The organism is Jannaschia rubra (genome assembly GCF_001403735.1).
GTDB lineage: Bacteria > Pseudomonadota > Alphaproteobacteria > Rhodobacterales > Rhodobacteraceae > Jannaschia > Jannaschia rubra.
The window spans coordinates 688,322-713,397 of record NZ_CXPG01000020.1 but is presented as its reverse complement, the minus strand read 5'-3'; the positions used below and the strand labels follow the sequence as shown (position 1 = coordinate 713,397).

Genomic DNA, 25,076 nt, shown 5'->3' with positions numbered 1-25,076 from the left:
ATGTTTTCCGTCGGACTCACCTCGGCCGCCTACATCGCGGCCTCCATCCTCTTCATCCTGTCGCTGGGCGGCCTGTCGAACCAGGAATCGGCCAAGCGCGCCATCTGGTACGGCATCGCGGGCATGGCGCTCGCCGTCGTCGCCACGGTCTTCGGGCCGGGGGTGCACAACATCCTCCTGATCCTGGTGGCCGTCGCCGCCGGGGGCTTCGCGGGCTACTACGTGGCGGGCCGCGTGCAGATGACCGAGATGCCGCAACTCGTGGCCGCGCTCCACTCCTTCGTGGGTCTGGCGGCGGTCTTCATCGGGCTCAACGCCGACCTGATGCTGGGCTACGTCCTCGACCTCAAGGCACAGCTCATGCTCATGGCGAACATGGCGCCCGAGGCCTTCGTCTGGCCGCCGGGGCCCTTGGGCGGGGCCGTCTTCACAACGCCGGAGGCGCTCGCGCTCATGGAACGCGCCGACGAGCTCACGGGCTTCGGCAAGAAGCTTCTGGTCAAGGACGCGGTGGAAATCGCGATCCTGAAGGTCGAGGTCTTCCTCGGCATCTTCATCGGCGCCGTGACCTTCACCGGCTCCGTCGTGGCCTTCGGCAAGCTCGCCGGCCGGCTTGACGGCAAGCCCACGCAATTGCCCGGCGGGCACATGCTGAACGCAGGCGCGCTGGCCGCGGCGCTGATCCTGGGGCTGCTCTACTTCAACGGAGCGGGCATCTGGACGATGGTGCTGGTCACGCTCATCGCGGGTTTCATCGGCTGGCACCTCATCATGGGGATCGGCGGCGCGGACATGCCCGTGGTCGTCTCGATGCTCAACAGCTACTCGGGCTGGGCGGCGGCGGCCATCGGCTTCACGCTGGGCAACGACCTGCTGATCGTGACCGGCGCGCTCGTCGGCTCATCGGGCGCGATCCTCAGCTACATCATGTGCAAGGCCATGAACCGCAAGTTCGTGAACGTGATCCTGGGTGGCTTCGGCGGCGCCTCCGGCCCCCAGATGGCGGTCGAGGGGGAGCAGGTGGCCATCGACGCCGACGGCGTGGCGAATCTTCTGAACGAGGCGGACAGCGTCGTCATCGTGCCGGGCTACGGCATGGCCGTGGCCCAGGCGCAGCAGTCGGTGAGCGAGCTTGTCCGCAAGCTGCGCGCCAAGGGCAAGAAAGTCCGCTTCGCCATCCACCCCGTCGCGGGCCGCCTGCCCGGCCACATGAACGTGCTGCTGGCCGAGGCCAAGGTGCCCTACGACATCGTGCTTGAGATGGACGAGATCAACGACGACTTCCCCGACACCGACGTGGCCATCGTCATCGGATCGAACGACATCGTGAACCCGGCGGCGCAGGACGACCCCAACAGCCCCATCGCCGGAATGCCGGTGCTGGAGGTCTGGAAGGCGAAGAACGTGATCGTGTCCAAGCGAGGTCAAGGCACAGGATACTCGGGCATCGAGAATCCGCTGTTCTTCAAGGAGAACACGCGGATGTTCTACGGCGATGCCAAGGCGTCGCTGGATACGCTTTTGCCGAAGATCGACTGACGGTACGGCCCTGTCAAAATGACGAACGCCCCGGCCCTTTCGGAACCGGGGCGCCGCTCCAACGGCCACCTCCCGCACCGCACAACCACCGGGAAGGCGACCGGAGACGTGAAACGGATGCGGACCGGGATGTCCCCCGATCCGGGGTGCGGTATGGAGACCCAACGGCGCGTTCCCCGGAAGGTTCCCCCGCAATTTCACCAGTTTGCGGAACGCGATCCGCCGGCACGGTTTGGCCGATGGTAAGCGTCAAGCGACCGTTCGGCCCGAACCTTTGCAGAGGTGCCTGCCCCGGGCAGGCGCGTCGCCCGTTGCCCGCCCGGCGGGGTTGCCATACACGCTGACGATGGACTCCTTCCTCTTTCAGGCCGTGATCTACCTGGGTGTGGCGACGCTCTGCGTTCCGCTCGCCGTGCGCATGGGCTTCGGCTCGGTGCTCGGCTATCTCATCGCGGGCATCGTCATCGGCCCGCTGACCGGCCTCGTCGGCTCCGAGACCGAGGCGCTGCAGCATTTCGCCGAATTCGGCGTCGTCATGATGCTGTTCCTGATCGGCCTGGAACTCGATCCGAAAACGCTCTGGAGCATGCGCGGCCGCCTGTTGGGCCTGGGGCTCGGGCAGGTCGTTATCACGGGGGCGGCCATCGCCGGGGTGGCCTGGATGCTGGGTTACACCTGGCAGGTGTCGGTCGCGGTCGGCATGATCTTCGCGCCCTCCTCGACCGCCATCGTCATGCAGACCCTGAACGAGCGCAAGCTGAACGGCACGCGCGGCGGCCGGTCGTCCTTTTCCGTCCTTCTGGCCCAGGACATCGCCGTGCTGCCGATGCTCGCGCTGATGCCGCTTCTGGGCAGCGGCGGCATCGCCAGTTCCCGCGCGGCCGAGGAGGCGCCCCGCATCGGCGACGGCGAAAGCGCACAGATGATGGCCGACGCCGCGGGCTGGGTCGACCAGCTTCCGGGCTGGGGCGTGGCCTGGATGACGGTGGGCGCCGTCGCCGTGGTGATCCTGGGCGGCCGCTTCCTGACCCGTCCGATCTTCACCTTCGCCGGCCGCGCCCGCCTGCGCGAAATGAACACCATCGTCTCGCTCCTGTTCGTGATCGGCGTCGCCGTCCTGATGACGCTCGTGGGCCTGTCGCCGGCACTCGGCGCGTTCCTCGCGGGCGTGGTCCTCGCCAACTCCGAGTTCCGGCATGAGCTTCAGGCCGACATCGAGCCGTTCAAGGGCCTGCTGCTCGGCCTGTTCTTCATCACGGTCGGCGCGGGCATCGACTTCGGCACCCTGATCGGCGCGCCGTTCACGGTGGCCGCCACCGTTGTCGGGCTCATGGCGATCAAGGGGGCGATCCTGTTCGGGCTCACGCTCCTGTCGCGGCTCAAGGGGCGCGACCGCATCCTGTTCACGCTGAGCCTCGCGCAGGCCGGTGAGTTCGGCTTCGTTCTGGTGTCGGTCGCCGTCACCGACGGCGTCTTCGGGGCGGAGCTTTCGGCCATCCTGCTGCTCTCCATCGCCCTGTCGATGCTGCTGACGCCGCTCCTGTTCATAGCCAACGACCACCTTGCCGCCCGGTCCCGCGACCACTCGGACACCGCACCCGACGACGAGATCGACGAGAAGGGCGAGGTCATCATCGCCGGCGTCGGCCGCTTCGGGCAGGTGATCCAGCGGATGCTGCACGGGTTGGGCCTGACCACCGTGGTCCTAGACCGCGACATCCAGACGATTCAGCTTCTGCGGACCTTCGGCCTCAAGACCTACATGGGCGACCCGCTCCGCCCCGAGATGCTCGAGGCCGCGGGACTGAGCACGGCGAAGGTTCTCGTCATCGCGCTCGACGACCGGGCGGGAGCAGTGCGTCTGGCGCGAATGGCGAAGGCCGCGAACCCGGATATCCACGTCATCGCCCGCGCCTATGACCGCGTCCATGTCTACGAGCTCTACCGCGCGGGCGCCGATCAGATCGTGCGCGAGAATTTCGACAGCTCGCTGCGCGCCGGCCGCTACGTGCTCGAAAAACTGGGCTGGTCGGAAACCGACGCCCATGCCGCGCGCGACGCCTATTTCCGCCACGACCGCGAGATGCTGCTGGACCTGGCGAAGCTCTGGAAACCCGGTGTCCCCATCGACCGGAACCCGGAATACGCGGCCCGCGCGCGCGAATACAACAAGGGGCTGGAAAACGCCCTGCTGGCGCGCTTCGGCGAGAACCCCGAGGCCGCCCGCGCCGTCACCTCCGACGACGAGGAGGAGGAGGTGGTGGCGGAGGCGCCGGACGAAAAGACCGCCTGACGCCCCCGAAGGTCAGAGCCCCTTGGCCTGATAGCTGGCCGCGATCCGGCCGATCGACACGATGAAAGCCGCCGTCCGCAGGTCGGGCACGTCGTCGCGCGCGCGCCAGACCTCACGCATGGCGCCGTAAGCCGCCCGCATCGTATCGTCGAGGCCCGAGCGCACCAGCTCCAGCTCGCCGGCCCCGCGCAGATAGCTGGTCTTGAAGTCGCTCGACAGGGTCCATGGGACGTCGCGGTTCTTCGACAGACGCTCCAGCTCGTCCACGAGAAGCTGGTGGCGCGCTTCCTCGGCCCGCCGCTCCATCCGGCCGAACCGGATGTGCGTCAGGTTCTTGACCCATTCGAAATAGCTGACCGTGACGCCGCCCGCGTTGGCATAGAGGTCGGGAATGATGATGCAGCCGCGGTCGCGCAGGATGTCGTTGGCCTCGGCCGTGATCGGCCCGTTCGCCGCCTCGATGATGAGGGGGGCCTTGATCTCACGGGCGTTGCCCTCGTGGATCGTCCCCTCCATCGCGGCGGGAATCAGGATGTCGCATTCCGCCTCCAGCAGCTTCGCACCGTCCTCGTGATAGGTCGCGCCGGGGAAGCCCTTGACCCCGCCGTTCTCGCGGATGTGCATGTGCAGCGTATCGATGTCGATGCCGGCGTCGGACTGCACTGCCCCGTCCCGCTCCAGCACGGCGGTCACGAGAGCGCCGTCCTCGCGCGAGAGAAAGCTCGCCGCGTGGAAGCCCACGTTGCCAAAGCCCTGCACGATGATCCGCTTGCCCTCCAGCGTGCCGTCGAGCCCCGCCGATTTCACGTCGTCGTCATGGCGGAAGAACTCCCGCAGGGCGTATTGCACGCCCCGTCCCGTCGCCTCGATCCGCCCGGCGATACCGCCGGCGTTCAGCGGCTTGCCGGTGACGCAGGCGCGGCCGTTGATGTCGGTGGTGTTCATCCGCTGGTACTGGTCGGAGATCCACGCCATCTCACGCTCGCCCGTGCCCATGTCGGGGGCCGGCACGTTCTGGGCGGGGTTGATCATGTCGCGCTTGATCAGCTCATAGGCGAACCGTCGGGTGATCTGCTCCAGCTCGTGCGGCTCCCATTCGGTGGGGTCGATGCAGAGCCCGCCCTTCGCTCCGCCGAACGGCGTCTCGACCAGCGCGCACTTGTAGGTCATCAGCGCCGCCAGCGCCTCCACCTCGTCCTGGTTGACGGCCAGGGAGTAGCGGATGCCGCCCTTGACCGGCTCCATGTGTTCGGAATGGACCGAGCGATAGCCGGTGAACGTATGTATCTCGCCCCGCAGGCGCACGCCGAAACGCACGGTATAGGTCGCGTTGCAGACCCGGATCTTCTTCACCAGGCCCGGACGCAGATCCATCAGCTGCACCGCGCGATCATACATCGCGTTGACGGAGGCGCTGAAGCCGCCATTCTGAACACTCATCCCGGTCTCCTTGCCGTGGCGCGGGTCGGCCCGCTTCGTCGCCAAGACTAGCGCCCCGATGGCGAAACGACAGACCCAAAGACAGGGGATAGGTCGAATTGCACGGACAATGCCAAGATTTGACCTCGATCGCGCCCGGCGATGACCGCGATCCGATTGGATAAAAGTCGATGCGACTCAGTCCGGTCGCATCGCCTGTTCCGTTTCCAAACGCGTGGTGTCTGCCGTGAACCGCATTCTCGTCCCCTCCCGCCCGCCGGCCGCCGCCGGGGCCGCGACCGCCTTCGGTCGCCGTGAGGATGGCAGCCTGACCATCTTCGGCCTGTTCATCTTCCTGATGATGCTGATCGCCGCGGGGGTCGCGCTCGACATCATGCGCTCCGAGGTCGCGCGCACGGAACTCCAGTACGCCATCGACCGCGCGTCGTTGTCAGCGGCACGTCTGCGCGACCGACAATCGCTCGATGCCGCCGGGATGGCGGCGCCGCGCGACGCGCAGGAAATCGTCCGCGACTACGTGCGCGCCGCCGGTCTCGACGACAAATCCGTCTTCGTGACCTCCCGGACCAGCGGTTCCGAACGCCTGGTGACGATCAACTCCGATGCCCGCACCAACAGCCTGTTCATGAACCTGCTGGGCGTCGACACGCTGGTCCAGCCCGTGTCGTCACAGGCGCGTGAGGTGCGAACCGAACTCGAACTCTCGCTCGTCCTCGACATCTCGGGCTCCATGGGCGGCTCCAAGATCGCGGCGTTGCGCGATGCCGCTTCCGACTTCGTGGGCCAGCTTCTCAAGGGGCGCGAGGAACTCAGCACCATCTCGATCGTGCCCTATAACGACCGCGTCAACGCCGGCTCGACCGTGGGGCACGTCTTCGACATGACGCGCGAACACGACCTGTCGCATTGCGCCGTCTTCGAAAACAGCGACTTCAACCGCCTCGATCTGCCGCGGGGAAGCAGGCTGCAGCGGATGGGCGACTTCGACTTCCGCACGAACTACAAGCAAGGCAACGATCGCGGGCTGACGCCTCGGCCGAACTGCGAACGCGGGGAATACGGCGCGGTCCTGGCCTGGTCGAACGACATCGTCGAACTCCGGTCCCACATCCGTGGCCTTGGCGCTGGCGGCTGGACGGCGATGGATCAGGGGGTCAAATGGGGCACCCTGCTGCTCGACCCTTCGTCGAACGACGAACTTTCCGAAATGATCACCTCGTCCGATGTGCCAGGTAACCACCGGGTGGACTCCGTCTTCGTCGGGCGACCCGTCCCCTACAACACGGTCGGAACGCACAAGGTGCTGGTGATGATGACCGACGGTGACAACACGAACCAATGGGGTCTCAAGTCCTGGCGCCGCAGCGGGCAGTCCGGCATTCGCGTCTTTCGGGAGCGGCCGGGCGACAACGACGACAGCACCAAGGGGGGCCCGCTTCCGCGGCGGACCGGAAGCAGTACGTCGAACCGCTTCTGGAAGAACGACGGCTACTGCCTCACGCGCAGCGATGCCGGCGCGGGCGAGCCGCACGACCAGTCCTATTCCGAATGCCGGGCACAGTTCGACGGCGACGACGACGGCACCTATCGGGTCCGCTATTCCTTCTGGTCGCCGGAGAAGGAGAAGTACTACATCCCGCACCTGAGGACGTGGTGGTCGCAGCCCTATGGCGGCAGCAACTCCGTGATGCTCGACTGGACCGACGTGCATTCCGCGCTGCCGCTCAACTATGTCGTCAACGACATGCTCAAAGGCGTCGATTGGGATCTGCGCTCGCATTACTTCTACTCCTGGGAGCAGACGCACGACCAGGCCCGCGCCGACGACAACCTGTCCCGGCTCTGCAAGAAGGCGCGCGATGCGGGGGTCGTGATCTACACCATCGCCTTCAAGGCCCCCCTGAACGGGCAGAAGGCCATGCGCGACTGCGCCGGTCCCAACAACGAGGCGCGGTACTACAACATCGACGACCTCAACATCGCGCAGGCCTTCGACGACGTGCTGGCGTCCGTCACCCGGCTGAGGCTGACGCAGTGACGGGGGCGCGCATCCCGGCCCGCGGGTGGTCGCGCCTCGCCGCGCGGCTCGCGACCCCTTTCGACCTCGCCCTGCGCCTCAGCCGCGATCAGGGCCAGCGGGGCGGGGCCACGGTCGAATTCGTGCTGCTGCTGCCGGCGTTCCTCATGGTCTTCATCTCGTCATTCGACGCCTCGATCATGTTGACGCGACAGGTGATGCTGGAACGCGCGGTCGACGTGGTCGTGCGCGACGTCCGTCTCGACTCCGCCAATACCCAGACGCAGGGGCAGATCCGCCGCAAGATCTGCTCGCGCGCCCAGATCCTGCCCGACTGCAACGAGAACCTGCTGATCGAGCTGACCGAAATCAGCCAGACGACCTATTCCACCCCAGCCGTCGACGCGCCCTGCGTCAACCAGCTCACCTCCATTGTCCCGACGACAAGCTTCACCGCGAACCGGACGGGCAAGATGATCCTGCTGCGCGCCTGCTATTCGGTGCAGCCTGTGCTGCCGCTGACGATCCTGGCCGCGAACCGCACACTCGGCTCGCATCTCGTCAACGATGAGGACGGCACTTTCCGCATGGTTACATCGACGGCCTTCGTCGTCGAACAGAACGCGCCCAACTGAGGACCGCCCGATGCAATCGCCTCCGTCCCGCCTGCCTTCCGCGCTGCGCCGCTTTGCCGAAGACGAATTCGCGGCCCTGTCGATCGAGGCGGCGTTCCTGCTGCCCGTGCTGTGTCTTCTCTACGTCGCGGGCTATCAGTTCTTCGACGGCTACCGGCGCGAGACGCAGATGATCAAGGCGAACTTCGCGGTCGCCGACATGCTGTCGCGCAGGGTCAGTCTTGTCACGCCCGCCGATCTCGACGGGCTGCAACGCGTCTACGAAACGATGACCTTCTCGACCGATGCCAGCTACATGCGCTTCACCGAGGTGCGGCGCGGCGCCAACGGGATGGAGGTCATCTGGTCCTACGCCACCGACGGCCAGCCCGGCATGACCACCGAACGGCTGCAGGGCTACCTGAACCAGATCCCCCGTCTGGACCTGAACGAACGGGTGACGCTGGTGGAAAGCTATACCTACGATGCGCCGTTCTTTTCAGTCGGTCTGAAGGATCGGATCGTCGATCGGGTCACCCCCATCAGCCAGCGATACGCCGCCCGCCTGGCCTTCGCCCCCGGCAACGGTCAGGAAAACAATGGCAGCGTCACCGGCAACAATACCGATTGCGGCGCCAACAACACCATCCTCATCGATGGCCAGCTGATCGTTGGTGCGGGAAACTGCACCGAAAGCTGACGTTCGGACGTCATCGGGAAAGGCCACCTGGTCGTTCGGCACCGGGCGGCCGGTCCCTTGGCCGGATACTCCGTCAGGGGTTGGGGGTCGACGCCCCGTGCCTTCATGGCGATGTCGAACATGACGAGCTGATCGGCCGCGCGGTCCGGCTGGGCATAGGCGGGGTCGGCCTGCCGCCGGCGCCATGTGCGCTGCTGGTTTCGCAACTGGCGGTCGCTCAACCCGGTCATCAGGCGCTCCGTCCGCCGCCCCGCCCAACGGGCGTTGTAGTGCGTCAGGTCGGCGGCCTGCGCGACCTCGACCGGCGTGCGGTGGAAATGCGCTGCACGAAAGGCGATGTCATTGCCCGACAGCACCGCCGCGATGTCCCCGGACGACGACCCCACGCCGCCGGCCACGACGGCCGTCACGGCCAGCCCCAACCCCACGACGGCGGCGGTCATCACCACCCAGTTGACCGTAATGGCGCCGGTCTCGACGCCGATGAAATCGGTTTGCAGATAATTTTCCATGACTCCGCGCTAACCATGAATCGGGTCCACTCCATGAACGGAAGCGGTCGGAAACCTGGCCGGACGCCGGGGCAACTGGACTCTGCCCCCCCGCCACCCGATATCTAGACCATGCGCCTGCCCGACAGCTTTCTCGACGATCTCCGCAACCGGCTGAGCCTGTCTCAGGTGGTCGGGCGGCGCGTGACCTGGGACATGAAGAAGACCAACCAGGCCAAAGGCGACTGGTGGGCGCCCTGCCCCTTCCATCAGGAAAAATCTCCCAGCTTCCACGTCGATGACCGGAAGGGGTTCTACTACTGCTTCGGCTGCCAGGCCAAGGGCAACGTCTTCGGCTTCGTGCAGGAGACCGAGAACGTGGGCTTCATGGAGGCGGTCGAGATCCTCGCCGCCGAGGCCGGGATGCCCATGCCCGCCCGCGACCCCCGCGCCGCCGAGAAGGCCGACCTGCGGACGCGCCTGGCCGAAGTGACCGAACAGGCCGTCGCCTGGTTCCGCCTGCAACTCAAGACCGGTGCCGCGGCCGAGGCGCGCGCCTATCTCGACCGGCGCGGCCTGACGCCTGCCACCCTCGACCGGTTCGAGATCGGCTTCGCGCCCGACACCTCCGACGCCTTCGTCTCGGCGATGGCCGACCGGGGCGTGCCCTTCGACCTGCTGGAAGGCGCGGGGCTCGCGGTGCCGCCGGAAGACGGCCGCCCGGCGCGCGACCGCTTCATCCACCGCATCGTCTTTCCGATCCGCGACCCGCGCGGCCGCTGCATCGGCTTCGGCGGGCGGGCGATGAACCCGAACGCCAAGGCGAAATACCTGAACTCGCCGGAAACCGCGCTGTTCGACAAGGGCTCGAACCTTTACAACCTGGGGCCCGCGCGCGCGGCGGCGGGCAAGGGGCAGAAGCTGGTCGTCGCCGAAGGCTACATGGACGTGATCGCGCTGGCGCAGGCGGGGTTCGACGCGGCCGTGGCCCCCCTGGGCACCGCCGTCACCGAGCGGCAGTTGCAGATGCTCTGGCGCGTCACGCCCGAGCCGCTGATCGCGCTCGACGGCGATGCGGCGGGGCAGCGGGCCGGCCTGCGCGTGGCCGATCTGGCGCTGCCGCTGATCGAGGCCGGGCAATCCCTGCGCTTCGCCGTCCTGCCCGAAGGCCAGGACCCCGACGACCTGATCCGCGCCCGGGGCGCCGCCGCCATGCAGGCCGTTCTGGACGAGGCGCGACCGATGCTCTCGCTCCTCTGGCAGCGCGAGGTCGAAGGCAAATCCTTCGACAGCCCCGAACGCCGCGCCATGCTCGACCGGGATCTGCGCGCCCTGCTGCACCGGATCAAGGACCCCATGCTTCGCCGTCATTACGGCGAGGAGATCGCCCGCCTGCGCGCCGATCTGTTCGGCACGCCCCTCAATGCCCGGCAGGACGACCGCCCTTTCCAGCCCCGCCCCCGCACGCCCTGGGTTCCCGGCCGCCGGTGGCAGCCGCCCCCCGCCCCGCCCTCGGTCACGGCACGGGCATCGGCGCTGGCTTCGGGAACCTCCGACCCCGACCTCCTGCTCGAACAGGTGGCGCTGGCCGGCTTCGTGCGGCACCCCTCGCTCATCGCCGAATTCGCGCATGACCTTGAAACCGTGCCCTGGACAGGCGGGCACGGCCGGCTGGCCGCCGCGCTTCTCTCCCTCGACCCGGGCGGCGACATGCGGGCGGCCATCGACGCGGAACTGGGACCGCAGCCCCTTGAAACGCTGTTCGCCCAGCGCCATTTGGGCATTTCGCCCGTCACCCGGGCCGATGCGAACGGCGCGCGGCATTGTATCCGCGACGCGCTCGATCGGCTCGACGCGCGGCGCGGCGCCGACCGGGAACGGCGCGAGGCGATCGAGGATTTCGACGAGAGCGCGGACGAAGCGATGACCTGGCGGCTGGCGCAGGCCAGCCGTCGGCGCGAGGAAACACAGCGCGCCCGGCGCGACGAAGACATGGGCAGCGACGACGACGTCGGGCTGTCGGATTACCTGCAGGGCCTTCTCGACACGAAGGTCTGGGAAAAGACGAAGAAAAAGTGATTCGGGGTGCGGAGCCCGGCGATTCGCGCTAGTGATTCGCCCTGACCTACACGAAGAATCACTCCCTGAACGGAGCGCGGCGATGGCCAAGGACACGGACGACGACAAGCAGCGGGACACGGAGGGCGACCATTCGCTCGACATGAGCCAGGCCGCCGTCAAACGGATGATCGCCGAGGCGCGGACCCGCGGCTACATCACTTATGACCAGCTCAACCAGGTGCTGCCCCCCGAACAGGTCTCGTCCGAACAGATCGAGGACGTGATGTCGATGCTGTCCGAAATGGGCATCAACATCATCGAGGCCGAGGAAGCCGAGGAGGAGGACGAGAAGCCCGGCGGGTCCACCGCCGTGGTCGACGCCTCCAAGCGCGGCGGCGACGTCGCCACGACCGAGGGCGCGTCCGAAAAGCTCGACCGCACCGACGACCCCGTGCGGATGTACCTGCGGGAGATGGGCTCCGTAGAACTCCTCTCGCGCGAGGGTGAGATCGCCATCGCCAAGCGGATCGAGGCGGGCCGCAACACCATGATCCTCGGGCTTTGCGAAAGCCCGTTGACTTTCCAGGCCATCACCATCTGGCGCGATGAGCTTCTGTCCGAGGACATCCTGCTGCGCGACGTCATCGACCTGGAGACCACCTTCGGCGACCAGATGGAGGATGAGGGCGACACCCCCGTCGTGGGCGCCCCCGCGCCCACCGTCGACGCCCGTTCTGCCGACGCGGGCAAGTCCGACGTGGATGCCGACGGCAACCCCATCGTCGCCGACGATGACGACGACGATGACGACGAGGGCGCGAACATGTCCCTCGCCGCGATGGAGGCCGCGCTGAAACCGCGCGTTCTGGAATCACTCGACCGCATCGCCGACGACTACACCCGCCTGGCCGAAATGCAGGACCTGCGGATCAGCGCGACCCTGAACCGCGACGACAGCTTTTCCGCGGCCGAGGAAGCCGAATACCAGCACCTGCGCTCCGAGATCGTCGAGCTGGTGAATGCGCTTCACCTGCACAACAACCGCATCGAGGCGCTGATCGACCAGCTCTACGGTATCAACCGCCGCATCATGTCCATCGACTCGGGCATGGTGAAGCTGGCCGACCAGGCGCGCATCAACCGCCGAGAGTTCATCGAGGAATATCGCGGCCATGAGCTCGACCCCGGCTGGGTGGACCGCATGTCCGAAAAGGCCGGCCGCGGCTGGCAGGCCCTGTTCGAGCGCAATCGCGACAAGGTCGAGGAGCTGCGCGGCGACATGGCGCAGGTCGGCCAATACGTCGGCGTCGACATCAACGAATTCCGCCGCATCGTGAACCAGGTCCAGAAGGGCGAGAAGGAAGCCCGGCAGGCCAAGAAGGAAATGGTCGAGGCGAACCTGCGCCTCGTCATCTCCATCGCCAAGAAATACACCAACCGCGGGCTGCAGTTCCTCGACCTGATCCAGGAGGGCAACATCGGCCTGATGAAGGCCGTGGACAAGTTCGAATACCGCCGCGGCTACAAGTTCTCGACCTATGCGACCTGGTGGATCCGTCAGGCCATCACCCGCTCCATCGCCGACCAGGCGCGCACAATCCGCATCCCGGTCCATATGATCGAGACGATCAACAAGCTGGTCCGCACCGGCCGCCAGATGCTGCACGAGATCGGCCGCGAACCCACGCCCGAGGAGTTGGCCGCCAAGCTGCAGATGCCGCTGGAAAAGGTCCGCAAGGTGATGAAGATCGCCAAGGAACCGATCAGTCTGGAGACCCCCATCGGCGACGAGGAGGACAGCCAGCTTGGCGACTTCATCGAGGACAAGAACGCCGTCCTGCCGCTGGAATCCGCCATTCAGGAGAACCTCAAGGAGACGACGACCCGCGTCCTCGCCTCCCTCACCCCGCGCGAGGAGCGGGTGCTCAGGATGCGCTTCGGCATCGGCATGAACACCGATCACACGCTGGAGGAAGTCGGCCAGCAGTTCTCGGTCACCCGCGAACGCATCCGCCAGATCGAGGCCAAGGCCCTGCGGAAGCTCAAGCATCCCAGCCGCTCGCGCAAGCTCCGCAGCTTCCTCGACCAGTAAGCCGCCGCCGGGGGCCTCCCCCGGCGACCGACACCCCTTTACGCGCTTCGGATTCCGTGGCTCCCTCCCCTGAACCGGGAGAGGGACGGCGCATGGACATCCACATCTGGCTCGCCTTCGTCGCGGCCTCCACCGCGCTCCTCCTGATCCCCGGCCCCACGGTCCTCATGGTCCTCGGCTATGCCCTGAGCCAGGGACGTCGCGTGGCGCTCGCCACCGTCGTAGGCGTCGCCATGGGCGACGCGATCGCCATGACGGCGTCGCTCATGGGGCTCGGCGCGCTGGTCCTCGCGTCGGCCACGCTGTTCACGGTGCTGAAATGGGTCGGCGCGGTCTATCTCGTCTGGCTCGGCGTCAGGTTGATCCGCAGCAGGCCCGCCGCGGCCTCGCCCGATCCGGCGGACCTCACGCAGACCAGCGCGCGAAGCGTGTTCGGCCACGCCGCGACCGTCACCGCACTCAACCCGAAATCCATCGCCTTCTTCATCGCCTTCGTGCCGCAGTTCGTGGCGCCCGGTGCGCCGCTGCTGCCGCAGTTCGCCATCCTGATCCCGACCTTCGTCGCCCTGGCCGCGCTCAATGCGCTGGGCTACGCGCTTCTGGCCGACAGGCTGCGCGCCCGCATCGGCCGGCCCGCGGTGCTGACCTGGTTGTCGCGCGCGGGCGGCGGCGCGCTGGTCGCCATGGGCGTCGTCACCGCCACCCTGCGCCGCGTGGCCTAGCGGCCGCGCTTCGGCTCGTCGGTCTTGGGCGGATACCTGTCGTCGGGTTCGACATCCGTGCCCGTGGTCACCGAATTGGGGTCGTGGGTGGTGCCCACCGGGCTGTCGGCGGGCACCTTCTGCGGCGCCTTCGGGTCGCGGGCAGGGTCGCGGCGTTCGGTCGTCATGGTCGATCCTCCTTTGGGGTTCAGGGAGGAAACGCCGCCACCGGGGGCCGCGGTTCCCCGCCCCGTCCGGTGTCAGTCCTCGAGGATGAACGTCACCATCATATTGACCTGATAATGGTCGATGTTGCCGTCCGACACCCGGACATACTGCTCCTTGACCCAGGCACTCTGGACGTTGCGAAGCGTCTCGTTGGCGCGCTTGACGCCCTGAGCGACGGCGTCGTCGAAGCTCTTGGACGAAGTGGCGGAAATCTCGGTCACGCGGGCGATGCTCATGTCATGTCCCTCCCTGTTGCAGACGCCGCCAGCCTGCGGCGCGCACCGCCCTCGCGTCAACCGCCCCGTTGCCGCCGGTCCGATCCCGCCTAGATGCGGCCGATGCAGACGACCTTCGCCATCGACACCAGAGGTCCCGGCCTGACCGAGATCACCGACCGCGTCGCCGCCTGGCTGCCCCCCCGCTCCGGCCTCCTCACGCTCTTCGTACGCCACACCTCGGCGAGCCTGCTCATCCAGGAGAACGCCGACGGGGACGTGCAGACCGACCTCGCCGCCTTCCTGCGCCGCCTCGTGCCGCCGACCACCGATCCGTCGATGTCTTACCTCACCCACACCTACGAGGGGCCCGACGACATGCCCGGCCATATCAAGGCGATGCTCCTGCCCACCTCGCTCGGCATCCCGGTGACGGACGGGCGCATGGCGCTCGGCACATGGCAGGGCGTCTACCTCGTGGAACACCGCGACGGCCCCCACCGGCGGCAGGTCGCGGCGCACTTCGGCTGAGGTCTTGCCACCCCATCCATGGGGGGGCACAGTGGCGCCGCGTCAAGCACTGGACCCGGCGGCGAAATCTGGCGGGCAAACACCGGAGACCGCCCATGCGCTGCCCCTTCTGCGGAAACGTCGACACGCAGGTCAAGGATTCCCGCCCGGCCGAGGACCATGTGGCGATCCGGCGGCGGCGCTTCTGTCCGTCCTGCGGGGGCCGGTTCACGACCTACGAACGGGTACAGCTGCGCGATCTGGTGGTCATCAAGTCCTCCGGCAAGCGCGAGGATTTCGACCGCGACAAGCTCGAACGCTCTATCCGCATCTCGATGCAGAAGCGTCCCATCGACCCGGAGCGCATCGACCAGATGATTTCCGGCATCGTGCGGCGGCTCGAATCCATGGGCGACACCGACATCCAGTCCAAGCAGATCGGCGAGATCGTGATGGAGAGCCTCGCCCGCATCGACACCGTGGCCTACGTCCGCTTCGCCAGCGTCTACAAGAACTTCCAGGCCGCCGACGATTTCGAGGATTTCGTCCACGAGTTGCGCCCGCCTCCGGCCGACGGCTGATCCCGTGACCGACCCGCGCTTCATTGCCCATGCGCTGGCGCTGGCCGCGCGGGGTCTGGGCCGCACCTGGCCGAACCCCGCCGTGGGCTGCGTCATCGAACGCGACGGCATCGTGCTGGGCCGCGCGCGCACCGCCGACGGCGGCAGGCCCCACGCCGAACCGCAGGCGCTGGCGCAGGCCGGCGCGGCGGCGCGGGGGGCGACGGCGCATGTCACGCTGGAACCCTGCGCCCACCACGGCGGCACCCCGCCCTGCGCCGATGCGCTGATCGCGGCGGGGCTTGCCCGTGTCGTCGTGGCCCTGCGCGACCCCGACCCCCGCGTCGACGGCGGCGGCATCGCGCGGCTCCGCGCCGCCGGGGTCGAGGTCGTGGAAGGCGTGATGGCCGATGCAGCCGCCCGCCTGCAACAGGGGTTCCTGACCCTTGTGCGCCATGGCCGCCCCATGGTGACGCTGAAGCTCGCCCAGACGCTCGACGGGCGTATCGCCACGGCCAGCGGCGAAAGCCAGTGGATCACCGGCCCTGCCGCCCGCGCCCATGTCCATGCCGAGCGCGCGTGCCACGACGCCATCCTCATCGGTGCCGGTACCGCGCGGGCCGACGACCCCCGCCTCACGGTCCGCGGCATGGGGGCGGCCCATGCCCGGGGGCCGCAACCGCTTCGCATCGTGATCTCGCGCCACCTTCGCCTGCCGGTGGAGGCCGCGCTGACCTCGGGTGGCCCGCCCGTATGGATGCTTCACTCCGACTCCGCGCCGCAGCTTCAGCGCGATGCCCTGATGGCCAAAGGCGTCACCCTGATCCCCTGCGCCATCGATGCGGTCGGCCAGATCGACCTTGTCGATGCGCTGGCGCAACTCGGTCAGCGGGGACTTACGCGTATCTACTGCGAAGGCGGCGGCACGCTCGCCGCATCGCTGCTCTCGGCCGGGCTGGTGGACCGGCTCGACTGCTATACCGCCGGGCTGCTGATCGGGGCCGAAGGCACGCCTGCATTGGGCGCCATGGGTGTCGGCCCGTTGGCCGAGGCACCCCGCCTGCACCTCCGCGACGTCCTGCGTCTCGGTCCCGACGTCCTGCACCGGTGGGAGCGCGCCTGATCGTCAGACGGCGGCGGCGATGGCCTCCGCCAGGTCGGTCTTCTCCCAGGAAAACCCGCCATCCGCGTCGGGCGCGCGTCCGAAATGGCCATAGGCCGCCGTGCGCTGATAGATCGGCCGGTTCAGCCCCAGATGCGTGCGGATGCCGCGCGGCGTCAGGTCCATGACCCGGCGCAGCGCGACCTCAATCGCTTCCTCGTCCGCCGCCCCGGTGTCGTGCGTGTTGACATAGAGCGACAGCGGCTCCGCCACCCCGATCGCATAGGACAGTTGCAGCGTGCAGCGCGTGGCCAGCCCCGCCGCCACCACGTTTTTCGCCAGGTAACGCGCGGCATAGGCGGCCGACCGGTCCACCTTGGTCGGGTCCTTGCCGGAAAATGCCCCGCCGCCATGGGGTGCGGCGCCGCCATAGGTGTCGACGATGATCTTGCGCCCCGTCAGCCCCGCGTCGCCGTCCGGCCCGCCGATGACGAAGATGCCGGTCGGGTTGACGTGCCAGACCGTGTCGTCGTGCAGCCATCCATCGGGCAGCACCTCGCGGATGTAGGGCTCGACGATGGCGCGGATGTCGGTCTGCGTCTGGGTCTCGTCGCAGTGCTGGTGCGACAGGACGATGGAATCCACCGCGACCGGCACGCCCTTTTCATAGCGCACCGTCAGTTGCGACTTGGCGTCGGGCAACAGCGTCGGCTCCGCCCCGGATTTCCGCGCCTCGGCCAGCCGGCGCAGGACGGCATGGGCGAACAGGATCGGGGCCGGCATCAGCGCCTCCGTCTCGGTGCAGGCATAGCCGAACATGATGCCCTGGTCGCCCGCGCCCTCGGGCTTGTCGCCGCTCGCGTCCACGCCCTGTCCGATGTGGTTCGACTGGCTGTGCAGCAGGTTCGTCACCTCGACCGTCTCGTGGTGGAACTTCTCCTGCTCATAGCCGATGTCGCGGATGCACTCCCGCGCGATCCCCTCGACGCGGCCCATGCAGTCCGCCAGACGCTCCGCCGACGACAGCTTGATCTCGCCGCCGATGAGGACGCGGTTGGTGGTCGCGAAGGTCTCGCAGGCGACGCGGGCCTCCGGCTCCTCTGCGATCAGCGCGTCGAGAACGGCATCCGAGATGCGGTCGCACAGCTTGTCCGGATGCCCCTCGGACACCGATTCCGAGGTGAAGGAATAACTCTCGCGACTGCTCATGGGGATGCTCCGATGCGTGTTTCCCGCCCCTTCAGGAAGCCGTTGGGGCGGTCGGGCCAATGGCTAGGGGCGTTCGGCACGGGGCACAACCGGATTCGACCGCCCCCGCATGAACAGACCCGCCGCCAGCGCCAGGAGCAGCGCCAGCACCGCCCAGTCGCCTGTGATCACATATGGCGTCACCGGCAGCGCGGGTGGCAGCGCCGCATCCAGGTGTCCCGCCTCTCCCAGGGGCAGGAACGACAGTACCCGGCCGCGCGCGTCGATGGCCGCCGATACGCCCGTGTTCGCCGCGCGAAACAGCGGCAGGCCGGATTCCGCCGCGCGCAGTTGCGCCAGCGCCAGATGCTGCTGCGGCCCGGCATCGGTGCCGAACCAAGCATCGTTGGTCAGATGAAGGATCGCACGCGGCCGCCCGGTGCGGCGGACCTCCTGCGGGAAGATCGCCTCATAGCAGATCAGCGGCAACACGTCGCCCACCCCCGGCACGTCGATCAGGACGGGGCCGTCGCCTGCTGCGTAACCGCCCGCCAGCTGCGCGGCCAGGGGGCCGATGCCGATGGCCTCGAACAGGCCGGGCATGGGCAGGAACTCTCCGAAGGGGACGAGCCGGTACTTGTCGTGGACGGTGGCGATGGCCCCGCCGTCCCCGGTCAGCATCACCAGCGAATTGCGCGGCCGTCCGTCGTCGCCATAGCGTTGCGCCCCGATCACCACCGGCACGCCGCCCGCCGCCGCCGACAGGACCGGACGCAGGTCGTCCGAGAACCGCAGAAGCTCCGGCAGGGCCGTCTCGGGCCAGATCACCGCGTCGGGGGCGCGACCCGTGGGCGGCGCGGCCGTCTCCTCCAGCCCCCGCCGGAAGAAGCCATAGCTGAACTCCGGGTCCCACTTCAGGTGCTGCGGCGCATTGGGCTGGATCAGCCGCAGCACCGGCGCATCGGCCCGGGCAAGCGGCGCGGGCGGCAGCGCCGCCCCCAGGGCGAGCGGCAGCAGCCAGAGCAGGACGCCCCCCGCCACACGCGGCACCGTCCGCCCCGCGACCAACCCCGCCCCCAGCAACACCGCCAGCCCCAGCCCGTGCGCCCCCGCCAGCGATGCCGCCGGCAGCGCGGGCGATGCGATCAGGACGTGCCCCGGCAAGGCCCAGGGAAAGCCCGTGAACAGGTAGGACCGCAGAAGCTCCACCCCCGCCAGCGCCAATGCCACGCCCAAGGGCCCCCGGAACAGGCGCATCCCGGCCCACCCCGCGACCGCCCAGAACAGCCCGAACCCGGCCGCCATGCCGAGCAACGCGACGGGCGCCAGCCAACCCGTCACGGCAGGGTCGATCAGGAACGGCTCGACGATCCAGTGCAGCGCCAGCGCGAAATGCGCCGTCCCGAACAGCAAGCCCGCGACGAACGGCCGCCGCGCGCCCGCGATCGACCAGATGCCCAGTGCGAACGCCGGCAACGCCAGCCACCACCAGCCCCAGGGCGCCTGCCCCATGGCCGCGGCCAGCCCCGCCGCGATGGGCACCAGAAACGACAGGCGGTGCAAGTCAGGCGGCCTGCTGCGGCATCCGCAGGCGCAGGCGCTTAATCCGGCGGGGGTCGGCGTCGACCACCTCGATCTCGGCGCCCGAGGGGTGGGGGATCACCTCGCCCCGCGCCGGAATGCGACCGGCCAGCATGAAGACCAGACCGCCCAGCGTGTCGATCTCCTCCTCGTCCTCCTCGTCGACCAGTCGGAACCCGATCTCCTCCTGGAAGTCGTCGATGGGGGTGCGGGCCAAGGCAAGATAGCAGCCGGATTTCTCCTGCCGCCAGAACTTGCCTTCCTCCTGATCGTGCTCGTCCTCGATCTCGCCGATGACCTGTTCGATCAGATCCTCCAGCGTGACCAACCCGTCCACGCCGCCGTATTCGTCGATGACCAGCGCCATATGCGTGCGCTGCGTCTGCATCTTGGCCAGCAGCACGCCGATGGGCATGGACGGCGGCGCATAGATCAGGTTCCGCAATAGCGGCCGCAATTCGAACAGTTTGTCCCGGTCGCCGTTGAACCCGTGGTTCAGCGCCAGGTCTTTCAGGTGGATCATGCCCAGGGGCTCGTCCAGCGTGCCCTCGAACACGGGGATGCGGGTCATGCCCGTTTCGCGGAAGCGGGCGACCAGATCGGGCAGGGAGATGTCGATGGGCACCGCCACCACCTCGGCCCGCGGGATCAGCACGTCGTCCAACCGCTTGAGCCGCAGGTTCAGCAAGCCCGGCATCGTCCGCGCACCGGCCTGCGCGGGGGCGCCGTCGCCGCTGTCGGGGTCGGTCAGAAGCCCGCCGAAGACGCGGGCGATGAAGCCGGGGCGCGGGCCGATCGGCCCGCCGTCGTATGAATTTCCGTCCTGCGCGCCCTGCGCGGCGCTAGACGATCCGTCGTTGTCCATCGGACCCGGTGGCCCTCCTGTCATGGCCGGATCTGGGTCCGGCGCGATTCATGTAGCAGATGCATAGGGATCGGGGAAACCCAATCGGCCCAGGATCGCCACCTCCAGCTGTTCCATGCGCGCCGCTTCGCCGTCGTCCAGGTGGTCGTGGCCCAGAAGATGCAGCGTCGCGTGCACCAGAAGGTGGATCACATGGGCGTCGAACGCCTTGCCCTGTTCGGCGGCCTCGCGGGCGCATGTATCGAAACTGATGGCGATGTCGCCCAGTTCCATGTCCCGCGGCGGCAGATCCGGATCGCGGTCCTCCGATGGCCAGGACAGGACGTTGGTGGGCTGCGCCTTGCCGCGGAACCCTGCGTTCAGATCGGCGATGCGCGCGTCGTCGCAGCCCATCACCACCACTTCCCACCCTGCCGGCAGATGAGCCAGCGCGGCGGGAACGGCGACCTGGGCCAGCCGGTCCAGCGCGGTCCAGCGGGCGTCCTCCAGCACGATCTCGACGCTCATGCGCCCATGAACCCCCAGCCGTCGGGGCGAAAGCCGAAGCGCAATGCCGCCTCGGTCGTCCGCCGCTCCTCCGCATGGATGGTGGCGGGCGACAGGGGCATCACGCCCGTCTGCGCCTCGATCGTCTCGCGCCCGTCGTCACCCTCCTCGGGGTCGTCGTCGGCGGGGTAATGCTCCACCTCGAAGCCGTTGTCCTCCAGCCAGCCCATGAACTCGGTGGCATCCGCATCCGCCCCGTCGGGGAAGAAATGCAGGTCGAGCCTGCCTTCGGCCGGCAGGTCGTGCGCCGCCGACATCTCGGCCCACAGGCGCTCGGTCTCGGCCTTCTGCGCGGCGTAGTCGAAGGTCACGCCTGCGTCTCGCGTTCACGGACCACCTCGCGGCGGGTGTCCTCGGCCTCGTAGGCGGTGATGATCTTCGCCACCAGCGGATGCCGCACCACGTCGGACGCGGTGAAGTAGTTGAAGCTGATCCCCGGCACCCCGGCCAGGATCCGCTCCGCGTCGCGCAGCCCGGAATACACCCCGCGCGGCAGGTCGACCTGCGTCCGGTCGCCGGTGATCGCCATGCGCGACCCCTGCCCCAGGCGGGTCAGGAACATCTTCATCTGCATCGTCGTGGCGTTCTGCGCCTCGTCGAGGATGACGAAAGCATTGGACAGGGTGCGCCCGCGCATGAAGGCCAAAGGCGCGATCTCGACCCGCTTCTCCTCGCGCAGCTTGGCAAGCTGCTTGCCCGGCAGGAAATCGTTCAACGCATCGTAGAGCGGCTGCATGTAGGGGTCGATCTTGTCGTCCTGCGTGCCGGGCAGGAAGCCCAGCTTCTCGCCCGCCTCGACCGCGGGGCGCGTCAGGATGATGCGGTCGACTTCGCCCGCGATGAACTTCGACACGGCGACGGCCACGGCGATATAGGTCTTGCCGGTGCCCGCCGGTCCGATGCCGAAGGTCAGCTCGTTTTCCAGCAGCGCGCGGGTATAAGCCTTCTGCGCCTCGGTCCGCGGCTCCATCGTCTTCTTGCGGGTGCGGATCTCCAGCGCGGGGCCGGCGAACATCTCGGTCTGGTCGCCGTCGCGCGCGCCCTCCGCATCCTCATCGGCGCGCAGGCGGATCAGGCCGTCGATGGCGCCCATGTCCACCTGCCGGCCGTCCTCCAGCCGGGCATAGAGCGCATTCAGCACCCTTTCGGCCTCCTGCGCGGTCTCGCCGCTGACGATCAGGGTGTTGCCGCGATGCACGATCTGGACGCCCATGATCTGCTCCACCTGCGCCAGATGGGCGCCGTGGGGGCCGACGAGGTCGATCATCAGGCGGTTGTCGGGAAAATCCAGCTGGATCGCGGTCTTTTCGTCGGGTGCGAGAATCAGGGCCAATCAACATTCCTTGAAACGGTCTCGGGCAAGGGTGCCGCGCCGGACGTCCGGCCGCAAGTCAAGGTAGGAACGCGTCCGCGAATTTCACCCCCGCGCCGCCCTTAAGGCACAGAAATGCGACGGGGCCCCGGCGTCACCGCCAAGGCCCCCTTCGTGACGTCGCGCGATGCCTCAGCGGCTGCGGCCGGCGGGCGGGTTGGCCTGCAGGACGGTGACCGCGATCCGGCCCATCGCCGTCGGATTGCGGACGCCCGCCTCGTCGAGGCAGACGCGGGATGCGATGGATTGCGCCTCGTCCAGGGTATAGCCGTAGGCCACGAGGTCATCGATGAAGACGGGCATCGGCCGGTCCCAGATCACCGCGTTGCTGATGTAGCGGGCGCATTCGACCGTGACCCGCTGCTGGCCTTGACCGGGCTGCGCCGCCGAAACGGAGATGGCCGACGCCGACAGCACCAAGGCTGTCGCGGGCAGGATTCTGGAAATATTGAATGTCATAAGCTTCCCCAAGGGCATGATCGGACTCCGGCGCCAATCGCCGACGCCACCGAGTCGTTAAGACTTGGTAACTATTCGGTCTAACGCAGCGATCTTGAAGGAAAAGCGTCATAAGGGATTGACGGGCCAGACAATGTCCGGCTCGGCGGAATAACATTGACGTAGGGGCAGCATTCGGCGGACTGTCGCCGTCAGATCAGCTTCGCGGCCAACGAATTCGTCTTGGATTCCGTCACACGCACCTGCACGACCTGTCCGAGAAGCGAGTCGGGCGCTTCGGCATGGACGGCCATCAGATGCTCCGACTTGCCGATGAGCTGCCCCGGCTGGCGGCCGGCCTTCTCGAACAGGACGGAGGTCTCGTGCCCGACCATCGCGTCCTGCGCCGCGCGCTGCTGCTCGGTCAGAAGGGCCTGAAGCCGGTGCAGCCGGTCGACCGCCACGTCCTGCGGCACGTCCGGTTTCTCGGCCGCGGGGGTGCCGGGCCGCGCGGAATATCGGAAGCTGTAGGCGGCGGCATAGCCCACGCGCCGCACCAGCGTCATCGTATCCTCGAAATCCGCCTCGGTCTCGCCGGGAAATCCCACGATGAAATCCCCCGACAGCGCCAGGTCGGGCCGGGCCGCGCGCAGCCGGTCGATCAGCGCGACATAGCTCTCGGCGGTGTGCTTGCGGTTCATCGCCTTCAGGATGCGGTCGCTGCCCGACTGCACCGGCAGGTGGAGATAGGGCATCAGCTTGGGCATCTCGCCGTGCGCGGCGATCAGGTCGTCGGTCATGTCATTGGGGTGCGAGGTGGTGAAGCGGATGCGCGCCAGTCCCTCCAGATCGCCCATCGCGCCGATCAGGTCGGCCAGGGACCATGTGCGCCCGTCCGGCCCCGCGCCGTGATAGGCGTTGACGTTCTGGCCCAGCAGCGTGATCTCGCGCACGCCCCGGTCCACCAGCGCGCGCGCCTCGTCGAGCAGGCGCGCGGGCGGCCGGCTGACCTCGGCCCCGCGGGTATAGGGCACGACGCAGAAGGCGCAGAACTTGTCGCAACCTTCCTGCACCGTCAGGAACGCCGACGGTTTCGCCACCGGCGTGCGAAGGCGGGGAAGGTGGTCGAACTTGTCCTCGGGCGGCATCTCGGTGTCGAGCGCCTTTTCCCCCGCCTCCACCCGGCGCATCATCTCGGGCAGGCGGTGATAGGTCTGGGGGCCGACGACCAGATCGACCAGCGGCTGCCGCGCCATGATCTCGGCACCCTCCGCCTGCGCCACGCAGCCCGCCACGCCGATCTTCAGGTCGGGGCGCGCGTCCCGCAGCGGGCGCAGGCGGCCAAGGTCGGAATAGACCTTCTCGGCGGCCTTTTCCCGGATGTGGCAGGTGTTGAGCAGGATCAGGTCCGCATCCTCCGGCACCTCCGTCACGACATAGCCCTCCGCGCCCATGGCCTCGGCCATGCGCTCGCTGTCGTAGACGTTCATCTGACAGCCGTAGGTCTTGATGTGCAGCTTCTTCGGCGCGGTCATGCGGGGCCCTCCGGGGGGATCACGAGGAGCGGCAATACCGCAGAGCGGTCCCACCCGCAACGCGGGGCGTTGCGGGAGCCCGGCGTTTCGGGGAAGGTGCGCGCGAACGACGGACGGGCAGGCATGGATTTCACATCCCTCGACGATTTGCGCGCCAGAGCGTCCCGCCTCGGCAAGGGGCCCGCGCTGATGATCCTGGCCGAGGACGGACGGGAGGTGGAAAGCACCCTGCGCCACCACGTCGATGCGGGGTTCCGCCACATCGTCGTCGCCACCCCGCCGGGGGTCGCCCTGCCCCCCGTGCTGCCCGAGGGGGTGCATCGCCTGACGCTCGACAGGCAGCCGGACGACATGGCGGCCACCTGCGTCAACGCCTTCATCGCGGCCCGCCCGGCGGGGGCCTGGACGGGATACGTCCACAACGCCGAATACCTGTTCCACCCCTTCGCCGAAACCCGCCGCATCGGCGAGGCGCTGGCCTTCTGCGCGGAGGAGCGGCGCGACGCGGTGCTGACCTTCGTGATCGACCTCTATGCCGGCGAACTGGCGCCGGGGTCGGACGGGGTGGACCGCGACGACGCCTGGATGGACGAGGCGGGATATTTCGCGCTGGCCCGATGGGGCGAGGACGGCCCGCTGGACCGGCAGCTCGACTTCTTCGGCGGGCTGCGCTGGCGGTTCGAGGAACACATCCCCTGGACCCGCCGCCGCATCGACCGCGTGTCGCTGTTCCGTGCGAGGCCCGGCCTGCGCCTTCTGCCGGACCTGACGATGTCGGAGCCGGAGATGAACACCTATGCCTGCCCCTGGCACCATTCCATGACCGCCTGCGTCGCGTCCTTCCGGGTAGCCAAGGCGCTCGCCACCAACCCCGGGTCGCGCGCGGCCATCCGGGGGTTCCGCTGGAACGGGTCGATCCGGTTCGAGTGGCAGGCGCAGCAGTTGCTCGACCTCGGCCTGATGGAGCCGGGGCAATGGTTCTGAGGGG

General features: G+C 68.1%; 24 protein-coding genes and 1 riboswitch. Of the genes, 12 read left to right on the top strand and 12 right to left on the bottom strand.

Annotated elements, in window-relative coordinates; genetic code table 11:
- Together JAN5088_RS13135 and JAN5088_RS13130 are read left to right on the top strand one after the other, a co-directional pair.
- Complete coding sequence (locus tag JAN5088_RS13135) at nt 1-1,539, top strand: NAD(P)(+) transhydrogenase (Re/Si-specific) subunit beta (RefSeq protein WP_055683238.1); 1,539 nt, start codon at nt 1-3, stop codon at nt 1,537-1,539.
- 346 nt (nt 1,540-1,885) lie between these two features.
- The gene (locus JAN5088_RS13130; RefSeq protein WP_055683237.1) at nt 1,886-3,832 is read left to right on the top strand and encodes a monovalent cation:proton antiporter-2 (CPA2) family protein; all 1,947 of its coding nucleotides are present in this window, start codon (nt 1,886-1,888) and stop codon (nt 3,830-3,832) included.
- Nucleotides 3,833-3,844: 12 nt separating this feature from the next.
- On the opposite strand, the gene JAN5088_RS13125 is transcribed toward JAN5088_RS13130, so the two are convergent.
- Entirely contained in the window at nt 3,845-5,272 is a 1,428-nt protein-coding gene (locus tag JAN5088_RS13125; protein ID WP_055683236.1) for a Glu/Leu/Phe/Val family dehydrogenase, read from the bottom strand.
- 226 nt (nt 5,273-5,498) lie between these two features.
- Between JAN5088_RS13125 and JAN5088_RS13120 the strand changes: the two genes are divergently transcribed.
- Genes JAN5088_RS13120 through JAN5088_RS13110 form a run of 3 tightly spaced genes read left to right on the top strand, consistent with a single transcriptional unit; the run spans nt 5,499 to nt 8,603 of the window.
- Nucleotides 5,499-7,310, top strand: a complete 1,812-nt coding sequence (locus JAN5088_RS13120) for a VWA domain-containing protein (RefSeq protein ID WP_074962483.1) — start codon at nt 5,499-5,501, stop codon at nt 7,308-7,310.
- Nucleotides 7,307-7,924 carry a TadE/TadG family type IV pilus assembly protein gene (locus tag JAN5088_RS18935; protein ID WP_055683234.1) on the top strand — a complete coding sequence of 206 codons (618 nt, stop codon included), beginning with the start codon at nt 7,307-7,309 and terminating at the stop codon, nt 7,922-7,924. The genes JAN5088_RS13120 and JAN5088_RS18935 overlap by 4 nt, the downstream gene beginning before the upstream one ends.
- 10 nt (nt 7,925-7,934) lie before the next feature.
- Nucleotides 7,935-8,603 carry a TadE/TadG family type IV pilus assembly protein gene (locus tag JAN5088_RS13110; protein WP_055683233.1) on the top strand — a complete coding sequence of 223 codons (669 nt, stop codon included), beginning with the start codon at nt 7,935-7,937 and terminating at the stop codon, nt 8,601-8,603.
- Here the strand turns inward: JAN5088_RS13110 and JAN5088_RS19320 are convergent.
- A complete protein-coding gene (locus JAN5088_RS19320; RefSeq protein ID WP_233489777.1) occupies nt 8,492-9,115 on the bottom strand; it encodes a hypothetical protein in 624 nt (207 codons plus the stop codon). The genes JAN5088_RS13110 and JAN5088_RS19320 overlap by 112 nt on opposite strands.
- A gap of 111 nt (nt 9,116-9,226) precedes the next feature.
- On the opposite strand from JAN5088_RS19320, the gene dnaG reads away from it, so the two are divergent.
- The 3 genes from dnaG to JAN5088_RS13095 all read left to right on the top strand — a co-directional run bounded on the left by dnaG (nt 9,227) and on the right by JAN5088_RS13095 (nt 13,969).
- Nucleotides 9,227-11,173 (top strand): DNA primase, encoded by a 1,947-nt coding sequence (dnaG, locus tag JAN5088_RS13105; RefSeq protein WP_055683232.1) that lies wholly within the window; start codon nt 9,227-9,229, stop codon nt 11,171-11,173.
- 82 nt (nt 11,174-11,255) lie between these two features.
- Nucleotides 11,256-13,247 (top strand): RNA polymerase sigma factor RpoD, encoded by a 1,992-nt coding sequence (rpoD, locus tag JAN5088_RS13100; protein ID WP_055683231.1) that lies wholly within the window; start codon nt 11,256-11,258, stop codon nt 13,245-13,247.
- A gap of 92 nt (nt 13,248-13,339) precedes the next feature.
- Entirely contained in the window at nt 13,340-13,969 is a 630-nt protein-coding gene (locus JAN5088_RS13095) for a LysE family translocator (RefSeq protein ID WP_055683230.1), read from the top strand.
- Here JAN5088_RS13095 and JAN5088_RS18930 read toward each other — a convergent pair.
- A complete protein-coding gene (locus tag JAN5088_RS18930) occupies nt 13,966-14,136 on the bottom strand; it encodes a hypothetical protein (RefSeq protein WP_158448487.1) in 171 nt (56 codons plus the stop codon). The two genes, JAN5088_RS13095 and JAN5088_RS18930, sit on opposite strands and share 4 nt — an antisense overlap.
- Nucleotides 14,137-14,208: 72 nt before the next feature.
- Nucleotides 14,209-14,412 carry a dodecin family protein gene (locus tag JAN5088_RS13090; protein ID WP_055683229.1) on the bottom strand — a complete coding sequence of 68 codons (204 nt, stop codon included), beginning with the start codon at nt 14,410-14,412 and terminating at the stop codon, nt 14,209-14,211.
- A gap of 102 nt (nt 14,413-14,514) precedes the next feature.
- Between JAN5088_RS13090 and JAN5088_RS13085 the strand changes: the two genes are divergently transcribed.
- The 3 genes from JAN5088_RS13085 (at nt 14,515) to ribD (ending at nt 16,584) form a co-directional block, all read left to right on the top strand.
- On the top strand, nt 14,515-14,922 hold the full coding sequence (locus JAN5088_RS13085) for a secondary thiamine-phosphate synthase enzyme YjbQ (protein ID WP_055683366.1): 408 nt from the start codon (nt 14,515-14,517) through the stop codon (nt 14,920-14,922).
- Between the two features lie 95 nt (nt 14,923-15,017).
- Nucleotides 15,018-15,482: a transcriptional regulator NrdR gene (gene nrdR / locus JAN5088_RS13080; RefSeq protein ID WP_055683228.1), complete on the top strand. Its 465-nt coding sequence runs from the start codon at nt 15,018-15,020 to the stop codon at nt 15,480-15,482.
- 4 nt (nt 15,483-15,486) lie between these two features.
- Nucleotides 15,487-16,584 (top strand): bifunctional diaminohydroxyphosphoribosylaminopyrimidine deaminase/5-amino-6-(5-phosphoribosylamino)uracil reductase RibD, encoded by a 1,098-nt coding sequence (ribD, locus tag JAN5088_RS13075; protein ID WP_055683227.1) that lies wholly within the window; start codon nt 15,487-15,489, stop codon nt 16,582-16,584.
- Nucleotides 16,585-16,587: 3 nt separating this feature from the next.
- Here the strand turns inward: ribD and metK are convergent, their stop codons facing one another.
- The 8 genes from metK to miaB form a co-directional block, all read right to left on the bottom strand.
- Nucleotides 16,588-17,772 carry a methionine adenosyltransferase gene (gene metK, locus JAN5088_RS13070; RefSeq protein WP_055683226.1) on the bottom strand — a complete coding sequence of 395 codons (1,185 nt, stop codon included), beginning with the start codon at nt 17,770-17,772 and terminating at the stop codon, nt 16,588-16,590.
- Nucleotides 17,773-17,777: 5 nt separating this feature from the next.
- A riboswitch (SAM-SAH riboswitch) is annotated at nt 17,778-17,826 on the bottom strand.
- Between the two features lie 9 nt (nt 17,827-17,835).
- A complete protein-coding gene (lnt, locus tag JAN5088_RS13065) occupies nt 17,836-19,314 on the bottom strand; it encodes an apolipoprotein N-acyltransferase (RefSeq protein ID WP_055683225.1) in 1,479 nt (492 codons plus the stop codon).
- A 1-nt stretch (nt 19,315) separates the two neighbouring features.
- Entirely contained in the window at nt 19,316-20,197 is an 882-nt protein-coding gene (locus JAN5088_RS13060; RefSeq protein ID WP_055683224.1) for a hemolysin family protein, read from the bottom strand.
- Between the two features lie 48 nt (nt 20,198-20,245).
- The gene (ybeY, locus tag JAN5088_RS13055) at nt 20,246-20,704 is read right to left on the bottom strand and encodes an rRNA maturation RNase YbeY (protein WP_055683223.1); all 459 of its coding nucleotides are present in this window, start codon (nt 20,702-20,704) and stop codon (nt 20,246-20,248) included.
- A complete protein-coding gene (locus JAN5088_RS13050) occupies nt 20,701-21,054 on the bottom strand; it encodes a ribonuclease E inhibitor RraB (RefSeq protein WP_055683222.1) in 354 nt (117 codons plus the stop codon). Before JAN5088_RS13050 ends, ybeY begins: the two co-directional genes overlap by 4 nt.
- A complete protein-coding gene (locus tag JAN5088_RS13045) occupies nt 21,051-22,010 on the bottom strand; it encodes a PhoH family protein (protein ID WP_082430015.1) in 960 nt (319 codons plus the stop codon). Before JAN5088_RS13045 ends, JAN5088_RS13050 begins: the two co-directional genes overlap by 4 nt.
- 237 nt (nt 22,011-22,247) lie before the next feature.
- A complete protein-coding gene (locus JAN5088_RS13040; RefSeq protein WP_055683220.1) occupies nt 22,248-22,574 on the bottom strand; it encodes a hypothetical protein in 327 nt (108 codons plus the stop codon).
- A gap of 191 nt (nt 22,575-22,765) precedes the next feature.
- A complete protein-coding gene (gene miaB / locus JAN5088_RS13035; RefSeq protein ID WP_055683219.1) occupies nt 22,766-24,088 on the bottom strand; it encodes a tRNA (N6-isopentenyl adenosine(37)-C2)-methylthiotransferase MiaB in 1,323 nt (440 codons plus the stop codon).
- Between the two features lie 123 nt (nt 24,089-24,211).
- Between miaB and JAN5088_RS13030 the strand changes: the two genes are divergently transcribed.
- Nucleotides 24,212-25,072, top strand: coding sequence for a hypothetical protein (locus JAN5088_RS13030; RefSeq protein ID WP_055683218.1), 861 nt, complete (start codon nt 24,212-24,214; stop codon nt 25,070-25,072).
- The last annotated feature ends 4 nt before the right edge of the window (nt 25,073-25,076 follow it).